This is a genomic window from Mesorhizobium sp. M6A.T.Ce.TU.002.03.1.1, assembly GCF_003997275.1.
GTDB classification, from domain to species: Bacteria; Pseudomonadota; Alphaproteobacteria; order Rhizobiales; family Rhizobiaceae; genus Mesorhizobium; species Mesorhizobium mediterraneum.
Window position 1 is genome coordinate 1 of the sequence record NZ_RZTI01000127.1, and the last position, 17919, is coordinate 17919.

General features: G+C 62.9%; 20 protein-coding genes and 1 other RNA gene. 14 read left to right on the forward strand and 7 right to left on the reverse strand.

The features are described from left to right. The coding region (locus EOC93_RS27015; protein WP_281033161.1) for an AsmA-like C-terminal region-containing protein at nucleotides 1-2520 on the forward strand (2520 nt) is incomplete at its 5' end. Between the two features lie 2 nt (nucleotides 2521-2522). On the opposite strand, the gene EOC93_RS27020 is transcribed toward EOC93_RS27015, so the two are convergent. From EOC93_RS27020 to EOC93_RS27035, 4 genes are all read right to left on the reverse strand, one after another. Beyond that, nucleotides 2523-2747 carry a ribbon-helix-helix domain-containing protein gene (locus EOC93_RS27020; protein ID WP_127206154.1) on the reverse strand — a complete coding sequence of 75 codons (225 nt, stop codon included), beginning with the start codon at nucleotides 2745-2747 and terminating at the stop codon, nucleotides 2523-2525. A 20-nt stretch (nucleotides 2748-2767) separates the two neighbouring features. Next, nucleotides 2768-3013, reverse strand: a complete 246-nt coding sequence (locus EOC93_RS27025; protein WP_095483369.1) for a DUF4169 family protein — start codon at nucleotides 3011-3013, stop codon at nucleotides 2768-2770. 18 nt (nucleotides 3014-3031) lie between these two features. Beyond that, on the reverse strand, nucleotides 3032-3565 hold the full coding sequence (locus EOC93_RS27030; protein ID WP_095483482.1) for an SspB family protein: 534 nt from the start codon (nucleotides 3563-3565) through the stop codon (nucleotides 3032-3034). Between the two features lie 118 nt (nucleotides 3566-3683). Next, nucleotides 3684-4373 carry a TetR/AcrR family transcriptional regulator gene (locus EOC93_RS27035; RefSeq protein WP_127206155.1) on the reverse strand — a complete coding sequence of 230 codons (690 nt, stop codon included), beginning with the start codon at nucleotides 4371-4373 and terminating at the stop codon, nucleotides 3684-3686. A gap of 165 nt (nucleotides 4374-4538) precedes the next feature. On the opposite strand from EOC93_RS27035, the gene EOC93_RS27040 reads away from it, so the two are divergent. Beyond that, nucleotides 4539-5744, forward strand: a complete 1206-nt coding sequence (locus EOC93_RS27040; RefSeq protein WP_127206156.1) for a multidrug effflux MFS transporter — start codon at nucleotides 4539-4541, stop codon at nucleotides 5742-5744. Between the two features lie 65 nt (nucleotides 5745-5809). On the opposite strand, the gene EOC93_RS27045 is transcribed toward EOC93_RS27040, so the two are convergent. Together EOC93_RS27045 and ssrA are read right to left on the reverse strand one after the other, a co-directional pair. Then, nucleotides 5810-6358: an AAA family ATPase gene (locus EOC93_RS27045; RefSeq protein ID WP_127206157.1), complete on the reverse strand. Its 549-nt coding sequence runs from the start codon at nucleotides 6356-6358 to the stop codon at nucleotides 5810-5812. Nucleotides 6359-6501: 143 nt separating this feature from the next. Further along, nucleotides 6502-6860: a transfer-messenger RNA gene (ssrA, locus tag EOC93_RS27050) on the reverse strand. A 169-nt stretch (nucleotides 6861-7029) separates the two neighbouring features. On the opposite strand from ssrA, the gene EOC93_RS27055 reads away from it, so the two are divergent. From EOC93_RS27055 to EOC93_RS27080, 6 genes are all read left to right on the forward strand, one after another. After that, the gene (locus tag EOC93_RS27055; RefSeq protein WP_095483373.1) at nucleotides 7030-7341 is read left to right on the forward strand and encodes a DUF2853 family protein; all 312 of its coding nucleotides are present in this window, start codon (nucleotides 7030-7032) and stop codon (nucleotides 7339-7341) included. A gap of 158 nt (nucleotides 7342-7499) precedes the next feature. Beyond that, a complete protein-coding gene (locus EOC93_RS27060) occupies nucleotides 7500-8294 on the forward strand; it encodes a thymidylate synthase (RefSeq protein ID WP_127206158.1) in 795 nt (264 codons plus the stop codon). 301 nt (nucleotides 8295-8595) lie between these two features. Beyond that, nucleotides 8596-9390, forward strand: a complete 795-nt coding sequence (gene modA, locus EOC93_RS27065; protein WP_127206162.1) for a molybdate ABC transporter substrate-binding protein — start codon at nucleotides 8596-8598, stop codon at nucleotides 9388-9390. Between the two features lie 15 nt (nucleotides 9391-9405). Further along, nucleotides 9406-10110 (forward strand): molybdate ABC transporter permease subunit, encoded by a 705-nt coding sequence (modB, locus tag EOC93_RS27070; RefSeq protein WP_127206159.1) that lies wholly within the window; start codon nucleotides 9406-9408, stop codon nucleotides 10108-10110. Then, entirely contained in the window at nucleotides 10107-11219 is a 1113-nt protein-coding gene (gene modC / locus EOC93_RS27075; protein ID WP_127206160.1) for a molybdenum ABC transporter ATP-binding protein, read from the forward strand. The genes modB and modC overlap by 4 nt, the downstream gene beginning before the upstream one ends. Before the next feature lie 90 nt (nucleotides 11220-11309). Continuing rightward, nucleotides 11310-11651: a winged helix-turn-helix domain-containing protein gene (locus EOC93_RS27080; protein ID WP_095483377.1), complete on the forward strand. Its 342-nt coding sequence runs from the start codon at nucleotides 11310-11312 to the stop codon at nucleotides 11649-11651. Between the two features lie 36 nt (nucleotides 11652-11687). Here EOC93_RS27080 and cobF read toward each other — a convergent pair whose 3' ends face one another. Next, nucleotides 11688-12461 carry a precorrin-6A synthase (deacetylating) gene (gene cobF / locus EOC93_RS27085; RefSeq protein WP_095483378.1) on the reverse strand — a complete coding sequence of 258 codons (774 nt, stop codon included), beginning with the start codon at nucleotides 12459-12461 and terminating at the stop codon, nucleotides 11688-11690. A 134-nt stretch (nucleotides 12462-12595) separates the two neighbouring features. On the opposite strand from cobF, the gene EOC93_RS27090 reads away from it, so the two are divergent. The 6 genes from EOC93_RS27090 to EOC93_RS27115 form a co-directional block, all read left to right on the forward strand. After that, nucleotides 12596-13615 carry a DUF4424 domain-containing protein gene (locus tag EOC93_RS27090; RefSeq protein ID WP_095483379.1) on the forward strand — a complete coding sequence of 340 codons (1020 nt, stop codon included), beginning with the start codon at nucleotides 12596-12598 and terminating at the stop codon, nucleotides 13613-13615. Beyond that, nucleotides 13615-14133, forward strand: a complete 519-nt coding sequence (locus EOC93_RS27095; RefSeq protein WP_095483380.1) for a dihydrofolate reductase — start codon at nucleotides 13615-13617, stop codon at nucleotides 14131-14133. The genes EOC93_RS27090 and EOC93_RS27095 overlap by 1 nt, the downstream gene beginning before the upstream one ends. Nucleotides 14134-14275: 142 nt before the next feature. Continuing rightward, nucleotides 14276-15379, forward strand: a complete 1104-nt coding sequence (gene hflK, locus EOC93_RS27100) for an FtsH protease activity modulator HflK (protein WP_095483381.1) — start codon at nucleotides 14276-14278, stop codon at nucleotides 15377-15379. Further along, nucleotides 15379-16323, forward strand: a complete 945-nt coding sequence (locus EOC93_RS27105) for a protease modulator HflC (protein ID WP_095483382.1) — start codon at nucleotides 15379-15381, stop codon at nucleotides 16321-16323. The genes hflK and EOC93_RS27105 overlap by 1 nt, the downstream gene beginning before the upstream one ends. A gap of 6 nt (nucleotides 16324-16329) precedes the next feature. Next, nucleotides 16330-16518 carry a DUF2065 domain-containing protein gene (locus EOC93_RS27110; protein WP_095483383.1) on the forward strand — a complete coding sequence of 63 codons (189 nt, stop codon included), beginning with the start codon at nucleotides 16330-16332 and terminating at the stop codon, nucleotides 16516-16518. Between the two features lie 147 nt (nucleotides 16519-16665). Beyond that, nucleotides 16666-17919 (forward strand): Do family serine endopeptidase (locus tag EOC93_RS27115; RefSeq protein WP_127206161.1); only part of this gene is annotated, 1254 nt, incomplete at its 3' end.

Sequence of the window (17919 nt, forward strand, 5' to 3'; positions counted from 1 at the left end):
AGCCGCATCAGCGACAAGGGTGCCAACCGTTTTTCCGACCGCGACCTCGATTTCCAGATCAAGGCTGGGCCGGTCAATGCCGGCGGGTTGACCGCCGATACGGTCGATACGGCGCTGAGATTGCGCGACGGTCTGCTCGAAATCGACCGGCTCTCGGTTGGCGGGCTTGCCGGCGCCTCGATCAGCGCCACCGGCCGGATCAAGGATTTCCCAGCGAGCCCGACCGGCAAGCTCGATGCCTCCGTGGTCGCCGTCGACCTCAAGCCGTTGGTCGATGTCGCGGCGCAGCACTATCCGGGCAACGCCGTGCTGAAGGGGCTGGCAGCGCGTGGGGCGGCCTATCCCGAGCTGTTCCAGGATGCGCGGGTCGATCTGGTGACGAGTGCCGCCGCCAATGGCGATGGCACGACGGGACTGGCGGTCAGCGCGCAAGGCAAGGCAGGCGGCTCGGCGTTTTCGGCGTCGCTGTCCGGCAAAGGAGTGGCCGATCGGCTTTTCGAGGCACCGGTGTCGCTGACGTTCAACGCCAGGAATGCCGACGCAACCGCGCTTCTGGCGCTTTACGGCCTGCCGGCGCTGCCGCTCGGCATGGTTGGCGAGGCGACCACCGACGTCTCGGCAAGAGGCACGCTTGGCGGCGGCATGATGACGAGCTTCAGCCTCGCCGGCGACGACTTCAAAGCCGGCTTCGACGGGACGGTCGCCGGCACGCCACAAGGCCCCACCGCCAAGGGCAAGGTCAGCCTGGAAGCTTCCGACATCGAGCCTTGGCTGATGACGACAGGCGTCGGCTTGCCGAGCATGGGGACAGGCATGTCGACGTGGCTTGCGGCCGACGCCGACTTCGGCAATGGCCTTCTGGTGTTGTCCGGCCTCAGCGGCGCCATCAACGAGGCGGCGGTTTCAGGTGACGTCAATGTCGACGTCAAGGACGGGGTGCCGCATCTTGCTGGCGCGCTGGCGCTCGATGAACTGGATCTCGATCCGATGGCGGTGGCACTGTTTGGCGACCAGGCCTTGCTGAGCACCGGCGGGGCTTGGCCGACTGCTCCATTCAGCCAGAAGTCCAGCCTGCCGTTCACCGCCGAACTCGACCTGACCACGGCATCGCTGGTCGCCGGCCCGCTTGCCACAGCTTATGACGCGGCGCTTTCGCTGAAGCTCGACCAGGAAGGCATCCGCGTCTCGGACCTCAAGGCAAAGTTCTCCGGTGGTGCGCTTGCCGGGCTATTCGAGTTGAAGAACAATGACGGCACTGGCCTTTTCTCCGGCCAGATGAAACTTGCCGGCGCCGACCTGGCCAAAGTAGTGCCACAGGCCGGCATCAGCGGAAGCGGCGATTTCTCTGCGACGCTTTCGACCAGCGGCAAATCGGTCGATGCGATGATTGCGGCGCTGTCCGGTTCCGGCACGGCGGCGCTGAAGGGCTTGACTGTTGCCGGCGTCAATCCTGACGCCTTTGGCGCCTTCATCGCCAAGGCCGACGCGATCGGGCGCGATATCGATGCGGCCAAGACCGCCGGTTTCGCGCCGCAGATCGCCGCAAACGGCAGTTTTCCGGCTGGGGATACGGACATTGCCTTCACAATTGCCGGCGGGACGCTGAGGGCACCGCCGGTCAATCTTGAAAATCCGGCGGCGACACTGTCCGCCGACATCACGGCGGACCTGAATGCCAGCACGGTCGCCACCAGTGGTTCGATCACTTATCGGCCCGGCGACGAAGCGCTGGTCGGCTCCGATCCGACTGTGAATTTCAGCGTCGATGGGCCGTTTGGCGCCGCGAAGCGGCAATTCGACAGTGAGCCGCTGGCGCAGTTTCTGACCCAGCGCGCACTTGAAAAGGAGCAGCAGCGGGTCGAGGCCATGCAGGCGGCACTGCTTGAAAAACAGCGGTTGCGGCGCGAGGTGCGCTACTACGCGGCCCTGCAGGCCGAGCGTGACAGGGCAGCCGAGGAATTGCGCAAGCAGCAGGAAGCGGCGCGGCTGCAAGCCGAGGCAGATGCGAGGGCGAAGGCTGAAGCCGAGGCAAAGGCTCAAGCCGCGGCAAAGGCTCAGGCCGAAGCAGAGGCGAAGGCCAAGGCGGATGCGCAGGCGAAAGCTGAAGCCGAGGCAAAGGCTCAGGCTGAAGCGGAAGCGAAAGCCAAGGCGGATGCGCAGGCGATGGCTGAAGCCGAGGCCAAAGCGAAGACCGAGGCGGAGGCAAGGGCCAAGGCGGATGCCGAAGCGAAGGCCAAGGCGGCGCAAAAAGCGGCGGACGAGGCGGCGAAGGCCGAAGAACAGCAACGCCGGAAGGCGGAAGAGGCGATGCGGATCGCTTCGGAAGAAAAGGCCAAACTCGACGCCGAACGCAGGGTCGCCGCCGAACGTAGGGCCGCCGCGGCGCGGGCGCAGAAAGTGGAGCGCGCGCCTCAGCCGCCGCCGGCCAATGACAACCCACCGCCAGCAGAATCCGCGCCAAAACCCAAGCTTGAACCTTCGTCGATCGACAGTCTGCTGAAGTCGCTGGGCGGGGGGTAGATCTACCTTTTCATCCCTCGCTTCGCCCAATCCAAGACGTAGAGCCTGAGCGCCGAAGACAGGTTGGCATCGCGTGGCCGGGCCTCGTCGATTTCGGCGACGAGGGCGGCGAGCGTCAGTTTGCGCGCTGCCGCAATGGCGACGAGATCGTCGAAAAACGGCTTTTCGAGCGAATAGCTGGTGCGATGGCCGCGTATGGTCACCGAGCGTTTCTCGACCGGGCTCACCGGGCGTGACTCACTTCACTTCAAGCATCGGATTTGTCCGAAAACCGCGGCGCACTTTTCGGTCCGATGTTGGGGGAATCCGGATCGCTCGAGGTTTTGCGGCGATGGCCGGCGACGAATTTCTCTGCCTTGTCGGCGATCAGACGGTCACGCTCCCGGTCGGCCTTGGAACGGCCGTGCAGCGTCCGGTTCTGTTCGGCCAGACGCTCCTTGTCGGCTCGTGCCTTCTGCTTGCGGGCCTGGCGGAGGTTGACGATGTCGGCCATGTAGCGCGGCCCGTCGGATCACTTCTTACGGAAGGCGTCGAGCGACACCACCTCGGCGCCCTTGGCGGCGGCGTCGGCCGCGGCAGGCTTCTTTTCGGCCTCAGTGGTCTTCTTCTTCTCAGGCTTTTTCTCGGCGACGATGGCCAGTGGTTCGGAAGCGGGCTGGCCGGCCAATTCCTCATCCGCCGAGGTCTCCGTCTTCACGTCGAATTCGAGCTCGAAATTGACGGACGGGTCGTAAAAGCCGCGCACGGCCGAGAACGGGATTTCCAGTTTTTCCGGCACGTCGGAGAAGGACAGCCCGACCTCGAAGCCGGTGTCGGTCACCTTCAGGTCCCAATACTGGAACTGGATGACAATGGTCATCTGTTCGGGATAGCGTTCGCGCAAGCGGGAAGACACGCGCACGCCCGGGGCGCCGGTCAGGAAAGTGATGAAGAAATGATGGTTGCCGGGAAGGCCGGTGCGCGCGACCTCGGCCAGGACCTTGCGCATGACGCCGCGCAATGCCTCCTGGGCCAGAATGTCGTAGCGGATGTGGTCGTCGGCCATGTGGCTGTCGGGTTCCATTGAATCGTCTGCATAGCTGTAATCAAGCTTGAGCGCGGCGTAAACCGGATATAGACGCCGGCAGGGCAGATGCGAGAGGGCATGCCTCAGATTTGATCGCTCAAGCGCTGGTGAGGGCGTTGTGCTTTTGCGCATCGGCAGCCGGCTGCCGCTTGCCGAAGGCGCGCAGGAAGGTGCGCACGCCGTGTGTCGCCGATTGCAGCACCTCGTCGTCATCAGGCGTGCCGCCGAGCATGAAGGTCGTCTGCAATTCGGCATTGGCAAGAGCCAGGAACTGGCGTGCCGCGACATCAGGGTCATCGATGTCGAGGAAACCGGCATGGGCGAGGCGGGCGAAGCGGGCGGCGATCGCTGGCCATGTCCTGCCCGGTCCCTGTTCTCGCCATTCGGCGAAGAGCTCGGGATAGCGCTCGCCCTCAGTCTGGATCAACTTGCGCAGGAATTTTCCATCACGGTTGCAGACACAGTTGCGGTTCATGCGCACGGCGAAGGCGATCAGATCGGCCTCGAGGTCCTTGGGCTGGTCGGGAAAGGTGGAAATGGTGGCGAAGATGCCGGCATTGCAACGCTCGGTGAGGTCGCGGACGATTGCGACGAAGAGTTTCTCCTTGTCGCCATGGTGGTTGTAGATCGTCTGGCGCGAAACGCCGGCCTCGGCGGCAATCATGTCGATATTGGCGCCGGCGAAGCTTTCGCGGCAGAACACCTCGCCGGCAGCGTCCATGATTGAGACGCGCTTGGCCTCGTGGCCGCGTGGCGGGAAGGCGTCAGGAGAAACGTTGGCTTTCATAAAAACTATATAGAGGTGATTGACGAATTAGACAAGAGTGTCTAAATTTATGGACTTAGATTGAAGAGGTTTCCCTCCGCAGAAGAAGTCGGAATTCCATGGGATGGAACGTCCTAGGATTAGACGCCGGTCGGCGGCAAACCAGATTTGAAAGAACCCGCTATCATGAATCCCCAATTCCTCCGCATCGCGGTCGTGCTCGGCCTGTTGTCCGCGATCGGTCCGTTTGCCATCGACATGTATCTTCCGGCGCTGCCTTCGATCGGCGCGGATCTGCAGGCCAGCACCGCTGCCGTGCAGATGAGCCTGCTGATCTTCTTTCTGTCCATGGGCTTTGGCCAGATCGTCGTCGGACCGATCTCCGACATGGTCGGGCGCAAGCTGCCGCTCTATGGCGGCCTCGCACTGTTCATGGTCGGCGGCATCGGCTCGGCGCTGGCGCCCTCGGTCGAATGGCTGATCGCCTTCCGTTTCCTGCAAGGGCTCGGCGCCAGCGCAGGCATGGCGGTGCCGCGCGCCATCGTGCGTGACCTTCATACCGGGACCGACGCTGCCAAGCTGATGTCGCTCTTGATGCTGGTGTTTTCGGTGTCGCCGATCCTGGCGCCGCTGACCGGTAGCGTCATCATCGAGAATTTCGGCTGGCGTGCCGTGTTCTGGACGGTGACGGGTGGGGCGGTGCTTGCCACCATCCTGCTGGCGACCTCGCTCAAGGAGACGCGGCCGGTCGAGGCGCGCGCAGGCAGTTCGTTCGGCACCGCGCTCTCCGCCTATCGCTTCCTGATGGACGACCGCAACTTCCTTGGCCTGGCGTCTATCGGCGGCTTCGGGATCGCCAGCTTCTTCGTCTATCTGTCGAGCTCCTCTTTCATCCTGATCGACCATTACGGGCTGTCGCCGTCGGTCTACAGCGTGTTCTTCTCGATCAACGCGGTCGCCTTCATCGGCATGTCGCAGTTGACGGGGGTGCTGTCGGAACGGTTCGGGCTAAGGCCCGTGGTGCGGGTCGCGGTGGTCGGCTATGCGACGACGATGGTGGTGCTGTTCGCCGTGATGGCGTCCGGCGTCGACCGGCTCGACGTGATGGCGGCGCTGCTGTTCGTCGGCTACGGGTTCCTCGGCCTGGTCATCCCGACGACTTCGGTGCTGGCCATGGAGGAGCATGGCACGATCGCTGGCACGGCCTCGGCTTTGATGGGCACACTGCACTTCGCCATCGGTGCGGTCGCCATGGGCATCGCCGGGGTGTTCTTCGACGGCACACCGCTGCCGATGGTGGCCGGCATCACGCTTTGCGCGGTGATCTCCTTCACGCTGGCCAAGTTGACGCTCGGCCGTGGGCGGGAGGTTGTCGAAGCGCCGGCCGAATAAAGCAATCGCTATCGACGACAAAAAGGCCGGGTTCATTCCCGGCCTTTTTGACGTCTGAGATCAAGCTACAAGCCTGCCTCGGCGAAGATAAATCGCAGTCGCGCCTCGACCGGCGCCAAGGGCAACGGGACCAGCTCATAGCCCAATTCCGTGTAGACTTCGGCCAGCGCGCGATAGGTGCGTTCAGCCTCGTCGAGGGTCTGCTTTCGCTCGCTGTCCTGCCGAAAGATCTCCGGCCAAGGTGGTGCGATGAAGACATGACTGGCGTAGCGGAAGCGTTCGGCGGCATTCCTGACGTGGCCGGGCACCGGCAGGCCAGTTAGCCTGATATAGCCAAGGGTGTCCGGCACGCCGCGATCGAAGAAGACGGGGCCGTTCTGTTCGAGCGCTGCGTGATACGAACGCATTTCCCAAGACAGCATCAGTTCGGCGAACAGTGCCGGATCTCGCCAGGGCAGGGCAAGGCCGCCTATCGCCGATTGGTCGCGGATAATGCTGCGTCCGGCTTCGGGCGAGGTGGCGAGGCCGGCCGTCCGCAAGGCTTCAATCAATGTGGTCTTGCCGGAGCCCGGACCGCCGGTCAGCACGAAGAATCGATCGGAATCGTTTTGCATTCTTTTGGTCCTTTGGATGAATGCGGCGGCCCGCATTTGCCAGCAAGACAGCTTCGCGACGGGGCGCAGCGCAAGAAGCACGGTCGGCAAGCCTGCTGCCGTCATAAGGCTTGATATCGAAAGGGGGAAATCGAAGGGGGAGAAGTGGAGGTTTCTGTTGCCAGGTACCTCCGAACCCCGCCTAGAAGTGCGAACCACTAGGGCTTGAATTGAAGCTATCGCACCGCTTACGCGGCGAGACGTGCTTCCGCATAGTTGTCGTTGGCAACTATAAGTTTAGCCCGATAACGGTGGTACAATGCCGGGCAAAAGTACGATCTTTACACCTTCGTCGATCCTATTTCGCCCCCAGCAAAAGCCGCTCTTCGACAAGAGCGGTTTTTGGTGGAGGCGCCGGGTACCGCCCCCGGGTCCGAACGGCTTATTTCATCGCCTGTTTATCGCCATAGTCGGTCAAGCCGACCAAACAGATATAGGGACCGATCGTGGAAAATGAAAGGCCTCAATGATGCTTTGTCGCTGAGTCGAACGGCATCGCGAAGGCTTGACTTGTGAACGGTCTCAACCGAAGCTTTGCGGCGGTGAGGCGTTACCGACTTAGCGCACATTTTGCGGCAGCGCGCCACAACCCTCATCGACCGGATCCCGTGGCGCCGACGAGGGGAAATTTGATGGCCGATTATTTCGCAGACGTGAAGAAGTACGACGCCGCGGCAGATGCCGACGCGGTCGCCAAGATCGTGAAGCATTTAGGCATTGCGCTCAGAAATCGGGATTCCTCGCTGGTGTCCTGCACGGACCCCAAGGAACTCGATCGCGTCAAGGCCAACTGGGTTGCCAAAAAGCTCGGCATCGCCGACGGCAGCAAGGCGGACGCGGCCATCGAAAAGACCTGCAAGGCGATGGAGGCCGACAACACCAAGAGCCGTGTGACCTTCTATTACCTGGTCGCCAAGGACCTGGGCAAGCTCGCCAGCCTCTGAGGATCATCCTGCAGCGGCGGATGCTGGCGCGATTTTCGCGCCAGCCCCAGAGTGTAACTGTTTGTTGGAGCATTCTGCGCTTTGATATGTTCGGCCGGCAGCCAGTCGGTTATGATGGCCGGTAACCCGAATCGAGCCCCCGAATCGAGCCGAAGCCGATGCGCCAGTATCTCGACCTCTTGAAGCACGTGCTGGAAAACGGCGCCGATCGCGGCGACCGGACCGGCACCGGAACGCGCTCGGTGTTCGGCTACCAGATGCGCTTCGACCTTGCGCGCGGCTTTCCGGTCACCACCACCAAGAAGCTTCACCTGAAGTCGATCGTGCATGAACTTTTGTGGTTCCTGGCCGGCGACACCAACATCAAATACCTCAACGACCACGGCGTCTCGATCTGGGACGAATGGGCCGACGAGAATGGCGATCTCGGCCCGGTCTATGGCAAGCAATGGCGCTCCTGGCCGGACGGCCATGGCGGCGCCATCGACCAGATTGCGAATCTGTTGAAGGAGATACGCAAGAATCCTAATTCCCGACGGCTGATCGTTTCGGCGTGGAACCCGGCCGAAGTGGAAGCGATGGCGCTGCCGCCCTGTCATTGCCTTTTCCAGTTCTATGTCTCGGAGGGCAGGCTCTCCTGCCAGCTCTACCAGCGTTCCGGTGATATCTTTCTCGGCGTGCCGTTCAACATCGCTTCCTATGCGCTGCTCGCTCTGATGGTGGCACAGGTGACGGGGCTGAAGCCCGGCGATTTCGTCCATACGCTGGGCGATGCGCATCTTTATGCGAACCATTTCGAGCAAGCGCGCGAACAGTTGCGGCGCACTCCCAAGGCGCTGCCGACGCTATGGATCAATCCGGAGGTGAAGGACCTCTTTGCCTTCCAGTTCGAGGATTTCCGGCTGGAAAACTACCTCGCCGATGCGACGATCAAGGCGCCGATCGCGGTGTGAGCCGCAAACATCGGGCTTTTACCGATCCTGTCTCGAAATCGCTCGGCTGCTGTCCGTTTGTCGGTGCCGACCACGATATCCGATGCTTTGACTTGCGGCACCGGCCCGCGACGTTGCGCTGTATCCACCTCAATCGATCGCGAGCGGTGGCAACAACACGCAATGCCATTGACCGGGCCACTAACTGAGCCATTGTCCGGGCTAAGTCTGGCAAAAGCCTTCCCTTGTTATATTCATTTGGATATATCGATTGGCAGACTCGCGCTGATCGGATTTTCAAGCCCCCGGGGAGAGTTTCATGCTGGTGCGCAAGGGTTTCGGATTGACGGCGGCCGCCATTGGCGGTCTCACGACGATGTTGGTCGCCGCTATGCCGGCTGCCCATGCGGATGACAGGCTGATTGTCTTCGCCGCGGCAAGCATGAAGAACGCACTGGACGCCGTGAACACCGCCTGCGAGGCCGATGTCGGCGAGGCGGCGACTATTTCCTACGCCGCAAGCTCCGCATTGGCCAAGCAGATCGAGGCCGGCGCGCCGGCCGATGTCTTCATCTCGGCCGACCTCGACTGGATGAAATATCTGTCCGACAAGAAGCTGACCAAGCCGGATACCGAAGTGAAGTTGCTCGGCAACCAGATCGTGCTGGTGGCGCCGAAGGATTCGGCTGTCAACACCAGGATCGAAAGGGGTTTTGATCTTGCCGGGCTGATCGGCGACGGCAGGCTTGCCATGGGCGATTTCAAGGCGGTGCCGGCCGGCAAATATGGCAGGGCGGCACTTGAATCGCTCGGCGTCTGGTCCTCGGTCGAAGGCAAGGTGGCGCAGGCCGAGAATGTACGCGCCGCGCTCAAGCTTGTTTCGACCGGCGAAGCAGTGCTCGGCATCGTCTACGCCACCGACGCGCATGCCGAGCCCGGCGTCAAGGTGATCGGCGCCCTCCCGGAGGATTCGCACCCGCCGATCGTCTACCCGATTGCCCAGATGGCGGATTCGAAGGACAAGGACACGCCGGCATTCCTGAAATGCCTGCAGTCCGCCAAGGCCGGCGAGCTCTTCAAGGCGCAGGGTTTTACGGTCCTTACGCCGAGCAACTGAGGCACACGCCAAAAGATGAACTGGCTGCTGGACCTCACTCCCGACGAATGGAATGCGGTCCGGCTGTCCGTCAAGGTGGCGACGGTGGCGATGATTGCCAGCCTGCCGCCCGGCATATTGATCGCGCTTGTGCTCGCCCGTGGACAATTCTGGGGCAAGACGCTGCTCAACGGGCTGGTGCATCTGCCGTTGATCCTGCCGCCGGTGGTTGTCGGCTATCTGCTGCTGCTCTCCTTCGGCAGGCGCGGCCCGGCCGGGGCCTTTCTGGCCGAGCATTTCGGCATTGTCTTCTCCTTTCGCTGGACGGGTGCGGCACTGGCCTGCGGTGTCATGGGCTTTCCATTGATGGTGCGGGCGATCCGGCTGTCGATCGAGGCGGTCGACCGCAGAATCGAGGCGGCAGCCGGAACGCTTGGCGCCAATCCGCTGTGGGTGTTCGGCACGATCACGCTGCCGCTGATCCTGCCCGGCCTGATCGCCGGCGCGATCTTGTCGTTCGCCAAGGCGATGGGCGAATTCGGCGCAACGATCACCTTCGTTTCCAACATCCCCAACGAGACGCAGACGCTGCCATCGGCGATCTACACGTTCACCCAGGTGCCAGGCGGCGATGCCGGCGCGCTCAGGCTGACGCTGATCTCGATCGTCATCTCGATGGCAGCACTTGTCGCGTCGGAGGTGCTGGCGCGGCGCGTCGGCAAGCGGATGGATACCGAATGACGGTCGTCGTCGATATCAGCCATCGGCTTGGCAATTTCGAGGTCGACGCCCGCTTCGAGAGCGCCGGGCGGTTGACCGCGCTGTTCGGGCCCTCGGGCTCCGGCAAGACAACGCTGATCAACATGATTGCCGGCCTTATCCGGCCCGATAAGGGGCGGATCGAGGCCGACGGCCGCGTGCTGGTCGATATTGATGCGCGCCTGTTCGTGCCGAAGCACAAGCGCCGCATCGGCATGGTGTTCCAGGATGCGCGGTTGTTTCCGCATATGAGCGTGGCCAGCAATCTGCGCTACGGCCACTGGTTCACGCCGACGGCGGAACGCTATGCGGACATGAATGCGGTGGTCGAACTGCTCGGCATCGGTCCTTTGCTCGACCGGCGGCCGGCGAACCTTTCCGGCGGCGAGAAACAGCGCGTGGCGATCGGCCGGGCGCTGCTCGCCAGCCCGAAATTGTTGCTGATGGACGAGCCGCTGGCTTCGCTCGACGAGGCCCGCAAGGCAGAAATCCTGCCTTATATCGAGCGGCTGCGCGACGAGACGAAAATCCCGATCGTCTATGTCAGCCATTCGATCTCTGAGGTGGCGCGGCTGGCAAGCGACGTCGTTGTGCTGGCGCGAGGCAAAGTCGCTGCTTGCGGCCCGACCGGGGCGATCATGCAGCGGCTCGACCTGTTGCCGGCAGAAGAGCGCGGCGACGGCGGCGCGGTGCTGGACACCGCGGTGCTGCGCCACGACGAAGTCTTTGGCATGACCGTGCTTGGCTCTGCGGCGGGCGAGATCCGCGTGCCGCTTCTGACAACGCCGGTCGGCGCGCTGGTGCGCATCCGCATCCGTGCCCGCGATGTGATGATCGCCACCGGACAGCCGACGGGCCTCAGCGCGCTCAACATCTTGCCGGGCACGATCGTGGCGATAGAACCGGGCGAAGGGCCTACGGTCGAGATCGGCATCGACTGCAATGGCGCAACCGTGATTGCCCGGATCACCGAGCAATCACGACAGACGCTGAAACTTCAGCTCGGTCGAAAAGTCTACGCGGTGGTCAAGACGGTAAGCTTCGACCGGGCGAACACAGGCGCCGGCTTGCCTGTCGAGGCGGATGGATAACGGGCGGATGGTTGTCGCTATATCGATTTGGAATAGCGGTATCGCTGGAGAGGTTCTAGTATGGCTGCGGCGTGACTGCGGAGGAGTGGAATGCCGTCGCTGAGCTTGCGGATAAACCTCGATCCAGAAGGGCGCATCGGGCCGGGCAAGATCGAGCTCCTGGAGCAGATCGCCGCCTTCGGCTCGATCTCGGCTGCGGCGCGCGGCATGGAAATGTCCTACAAACACGCCTGGGATCTGGTCGAGGACATGAACCGGGTGTTCGGCAAGCCGCTGGTCGCGGCGCAGACCGGTGGGAAAAAGGGCGGCGGCGCCCAGTTGACCTCGGTGGGGCTCGCGGTGGTCAGCCGCTTTCGCGCCATCGAACGGGCTGCGGCTTCCGCGGCGGCGCCGCATATGGAGGCACTGCAGGCGGAGATCGATGCCGGGTGAGGTCGGTGGAGTCTGTGCCGGCCAAGCCTACCCCTCCTACTCCTCAGGCTCGCCGGGCTTGCGCAGCAGATAGGTGTCCATGATCCAGCCCTTTTTCCGGCGGGCTTCCTCGCGTGTCTTCGCGATCTCGTCGCCGACATCGCCGAGGCGGCCGGAAATCAGGATCTCGCCGGGCGTGCCGAGATAGGCGCCCCAGTGGATGACGAGGTCCTTGTCGTCCAGCGTGTTGAAGGCGCATTTGCCGTCCAGCATGACGACGGTGCTACCGGCATTGTCGGGCAAGCCTTCCTCGGTGAGCCGACGGCCGGTGGTGATCTGAACCGCATCGCCGATGCGGTTCAGCGCGGTTCTGTGGCTGGCGGCGAGCGCCTGGACAGCGGTGATGCCTGGGATCACCTCGAGCTCGAACTCGACATTGCCTCTCATGCGCACGCGCTCCAGGATGCGCAGCGCGCTGTCGTAGAGCGAGGGATCGCCCCAGATCAGGAAGGCGCCGCAGCCATTTTGCGAAAGCTCATCGCGGATCAGGCCTTCATAGATCGCGGCGATCGCCTCGTGCCAGTCGTCGACGGTCGAGCGATAGGAGGGGGCCGGCTCGGCCCGCACCGGCACGTCGAACTCTACGCGGCGCGAGTTTGGATTGGTGACGAATCGGTCGCAGATCTGGCGGCGCAGTTCTGCGAGATCGTTCTTCTTCGCGCCCTTGTCGGGAATGAACAGCACCTCGGCGCGGTTCAAGCCGTCGATGGCCTGCACGGTCATGTGGTCGGGATTGCCGGCGCCGATGCCGATGACGAGAAGCTTGCGCATGGCCGAACTCCTGCCCGATCGGAACGTCGGTGTCCAGACAAGCCTGGCAAGCGCCGACGAGTGCGCGGAAGGGCTTTGAAACTCCACATTGAAACGGCTAGAGTCATACCGGCATTCTCGCCAAGGGAGCTTCCATGTTCCGTTATGTCCTGACCGCAGCGCTGGCGCTCTCGGCCACGCCCGTATTCGCCAATGATTCAATCGCCGAATTGGGAACGGGCGGCCTGATCCTGTCGCGCAGCGACGCCGTCGCGATGGAGAGCGAGGATCTCTATATCTCGCCGGAAAAGGTGACGGTCGACTATGTCTTCCGCAACAACACCGACAGGGATGTCGACGCGATCGTCGCCTTCCCGATGCCCGACATCGAAGGCGATCCCAACGAGATGCCGGCGATTCCCGACGGTCAGAGCGACAATTTCCTCGGCTTCGAGGTGACGATCGACGGCGTGGCGGCAAAACCGCAGCTTGAGCAGAAGGCGTTTGCGCTCGGCATCGACATCAGCGCCGATTTGAAGGCGCAGAACGTGCCGTTTTACCCGTTCGGCGACGCGGCCAAGGCGGCATTGGCAAAGCTGCCGCAAGCGGTTGCCGACGATTGGGTCGATCGCGGCCTCATCATCGAGGACACCGCCGACGATGGTTCGGGCATGAAGACCGTCTACGTGCCGTTCTGGCAATTGCGCTCGACCTATTGGTGGCGCTCGACCTTTCCAGCCAACAAGGCAGTCCGCGTCGCCCACCGCTACAAGCCGAGCGTTGGCGGCACGTCCTCGGTCAGCTTCTTCTATGACGGCCAGTTCCAGGGCCAATACGCCGCCTATAAGACCCGCTACTGCATGGACCAGACGTTCGAGAATGCGATCCGCAAGGCAGCGAAGGGCAATCCCGACGGCACTCTGAGATATTTCGAGAACCGCATCGCCTATATCCTGACCACTGGCGGCAACTGGGCGACGGGCACCATCGGCAAATTCAAGCTGACTGTCGACAAGGGCGACCCGAAGAACCTGGTCTCGTTCTGTGGCGAAAACGTCAGGAAAGTCGGGCCGACGCGTTTCGAGATGACGGCGCAAAATTTCTACCCCGAGCACGACATCGACATTTTTCTGCTGGTGCCTACCGATGGCGGCGATGGCGGGAGCGGTGGCTGATGGACGTCGCGATCTATGTCGCCATCGCCGAAAACGGCGTGATCGGGCGCGACGGCGGTTTGCCGTGGCGACTTTCCAGCGATCTCAAGCGGTTCAAGGCCGACACGATGGGCAAACCTATCATCATGGGCCGCAAGACCTATGAAGGCATCGGCAGGCCTCTGCCTGGGAGGCTCAACGTCGTGGTCACCCGCGACAAGACCTGGCGCGCCGAGGGCGTCGAAGTCGTGCATTCGCTCGACGACGCGATCAGTCTGGCGAAGGTGCGCGGGCGCTGCATGGCAGGCGCCGACGAAATCTGCATCATCGGCGGCGGCGAGATCTATGCCCAGGCGCTGCCCCTGGCCGACCGCTTGCATGTCACCCATATCCTTGCCGCGGTCGACGGCGATGCGCATTTCCCGCCTATCGACCCGGATTCGTGGCGCATCGTCCGCTCGCAGGACGTTCCTGCCGGTGAAAAGGATAGCCATGCGACACGCTATTCGGTTTACGAGCGACGCCGCGACGTGCATTGAGAGACGATAAAGGGTCGCGACGGTCCAAAACGGACGGTGTCGACGACCGATCGCGTTGAAAGCGCGCCGTCGCGTCCCTATAGAAGGACGATACTGGATTTTGCGCCGTCAGGCCGGCGCGTGAGGGAGCGAAAGGACATTCATGCCCTGGAATGACAAAAGCGGCGGAGGCGGCGGCCCATGGGGCGGCGGCAACAATCCAGGACCCTGGGGGCAGGGACCGAAGGGGCCCAGCGGCCCGCAGGGTTCGCCTCCCGATCTCGAAGACATTATCCGGCGCGGCCAGGACAGGTTGCGGCGTGCTTTGCCGGGTGGCGGTGGGGCAAGCCCAGCCGTGTTCGGGCTGATCGCGGCAGCGCTTGTCGTGCTGTGGGCGTTCAAGGCCGTCTATACCGTGCAGCCGGACGAGGTTGCCGTCGAACTCAGATTCGGCGTGCCAAAGACGGAGCTCTCGCAGCCCGGCCTGCATTTCCATTGGTGGCCCATCGAAACGGTCGAGACAGCCGTCATCGCCGAACAACTCGTCGATATCGGCGGCGGCACGACCTCCGGCAACGGTTCAGGCCTGATGCTTTCTGGTGACCAGAACATCGTCAATGTCCAGTTCTCTGTCGCCTATCAGGTCTCCGATCCGAGGGCCTATCTGTTCGATGTGTCCGATCCCGACGGCATGCTGCGGCAGGTCGCCGAAAGCGCCATGCGCGAAGCCGTCGGCCGTCGGCCGGCGCAGGACATCTTCCGCGATGATCGCGAGGGCATTGCGGCGTCAGTGCGCGAAATCATCCAGACGACGCTGGACGGCTATAAGGCCGGCCTGAACGTCAACGCGATTTCGATCGAGGATGCCGCGCCGCCGCGCGAAGTGGCCGACGCCTTCGACGAAGTGCAGCGCGCCGAACAGGACGAGGACAAGTTCGTCGAGCAGGCCAACCAGTATTCCAACCAGAAACTCGGCCAGGCGCGCGGCGAGGCCGCACAGATCCGCGAGGACGCGGCCGGCTATAAGAACCGGGTCGTGCAGGAGGCCGAAGGTGAGGCGCAGCGCTTCATCTCGGTCTATGACGAATACGCCAAAGCGCCGGATGTGACGCGCCAGCGGCTTTATCTGGAAACGATGGAGAGGGTTCTGAAGGATTCCAGCAAGGTCATTATCGAGCAAGGCAATGGACAAGGGGTTGTTCCCTATCTGCCGCTGCCGGCATTGCAGCAGAAGGCGCCGGCGCCGGTCCTCGGAGGAACCCAGTGATGGCCAACCGTCTTCCCATCATCGCCGTCATCGCAGCGGTCATCCTGTTCCTGCTTTATTCGTCGGTCTTCGTTGTCAATGCGCGCCAGCAGGCGCTGGTGCTCAGGTTCGGCGAGATCGTCGACGTCAAGAGCCAGCCGGGCATCTATTTCAAGGCGCCGTTCGCCTTCTTCGATGCCGACAGCGTGCAGTTGATAGAAAACAGGGTGCTGCGCTTCGATCTCGACAACATCCGCGTCCAGGTTTCGGGCGGCAAGTTCTATGAGGTCGACGCCTTCATCGCCTATCGGATCTCGGATCCGCGCGTGTTCCGCTCCGCTGTGTCCGGTCAGATCGAGCTGGCCGAGGCACGATTGAGGACGCGTCTCGACGCCGCCTTGCGCCGTGTTTACGGTCTGCGCGACTTCGAGGCGGCGCTCTCGGAAGAGCGAGCCGTGATGATGCGTGAAGTGCGCGATCAGTTGAGGCCCGACGCCACGTCGCTCGGCCTGCAGATCGAGGATGTCCGCATTCGCCGAACCGATTTGACCGCAGAAGTCTCGCAACAGACATACGACCGCATGAAGGCTGAGCGTCTGGCCGAAGCCGAGCGGCTGAGGGCGCGCGGCAACGAGGCGGCGCAGCGCATAAGGGCTCGCGCCGACCGCGAGGTGGTGGAGATCGTCGCCGAGGCGCGGAGGGAGTCTGAAATCCTGCGTGGTGAAGGTGAAGCTCAACGCAGCGCCACCTTCGCGGACGCCTACCAGCGCGATCCGGCCTTCTTCGGCTTTTACCGGTCGATGAATGCCTACGGCACGGCGCTGGACAATACCGGGACGACGATGGTGCTGTCGCCGAATTCGGAATTCTTCCGTTTCTTCCGCAATCCCGCCGGCGCGGATACGCCGGCAGCGCCGCCCGCAGCACCTGCTGCGCCGGCAGCGCAGCCAGGCACCGGCCAGTAACGGCCGGTGCAGGATTTTCTGGCGGCAATAGGCTTGGTTCTCGTCGTAGAGGGCCTGGTCTATGGCGGCTTTCCTGGCCTCGCCAAGAAACTTGCAAGCGAAGTTCTGTCGATGCCGGAGAATGCGCTGCGGATCGCCGGACTGATCGCAATCGCTGTTGGCGTCGGCATCGTCTGGCTGGTGCGTGGTGGGTGACGTGATCGGTCTATGATTTCGGATAACGGAGGATTTATCCTGTGCCGATAGCCATAGCCGCAAACGTGCCGTATTTCTTGCCAACATGACTCGACGCAGCGTTTTCGGCGAGCGCTTTTCCTTTCTGAGACACCGGGAGACTTCTCGATGACATCCAACAGCTTTTTGCGCGCGGCGAGGCGGACGTTCACCGCAGGTGCTGCAGCACTTCTTATTGGCGCCGCTACCGTCCCGTCGCTGGTGACGCCGACGGCCGCCGCGGATGGCCCGGCTTCGGTCGCCGATCTCGCGCAGGGCCTGCTGGGTGCCGTGGTCAACATCTCGACCTCGCAGAGGGTGAAGGGCACGGAGGGGCCTGGCGCGGTGCCGATGCCGCAGCTTCCAGAGGGCTCGCCCTTTCAGGATTTCTTCGACGATTTCTTCAAGAACCGTCCCGGCGAACAGGGCGATCGCTCGCAAAAGGTGCAGTCGCTGGGCTCCGGCTTCGTGGTCGATGCCGAGCAGGGCATTGTGGTGACGAACAATCACGTGATCGCCGATGCCGATGATATCGAGGTGAATTTCTCCGACGGCGTGACGCTGAAGGCGACGCTGGTCGGCACCGACACCAAGACCGACGTGGCGGTGCTGAAGGTCGATCCGAAAGGGCACAAGCTGACGGCGGTGAAATTCGGCGATTCCAGCAAGATGCGTGTCGGTGACTGGGTGATGGCGATCGGCAATCCGTTCGGCCTCGGCGGCACCGTGACGGTGGGTATCGTCTCGGCCCGCAACCGCGACATCAATTCGGGTCCCTATGACGATTTCATCCAGACCGATGCCGCGATCAACCGCGGCAATTCCGGCGGACCGCTGTTCAACAGCAGCGGCGAGGTTATCGGCATCAATACGGCGATCATCTCGCCGTCCGGCGGCTCGATCGGCATCGGCTTTTCCATTCCCTCGCAGCTCGCGTTAGGCGTCGTCGACCAACTCCGTCAGTTTGGCGAGACGCGGCGCGGCTGGCTCGGCGTGCGCATCCAGCCGGTGACGGACGACATTGCCGAAAGCCTCGGCATGGCGACGGCCAAGGGCGCGCTGGTCGCTGGCGTCATCAAGGGCGGACCCGTCGACAACGGCACCATCCTGGCGGGCGACGTCATCATCAAGTTCGACGGCAGGGACGTCAATGAAATGCGCGACCTGCCGCGCGTCGTCGCGGAAAGCTCGGTCGGCAAGGCTGTCGACGTGGTCATCGTGCGCAAGGGTGTCGAGCAGACCGTGAAGGTGACGCTTGGCCGGCTCGAAGATGGCGAAAAGCTTGCCAGCAGCGAGGACGGCAACACCGATCAGGACAATGGCGACAAGGCGCCTGCCGTTTCGACGGCTTCCGTGCTCGGCATGACCGTTGGCGAGCTCAAC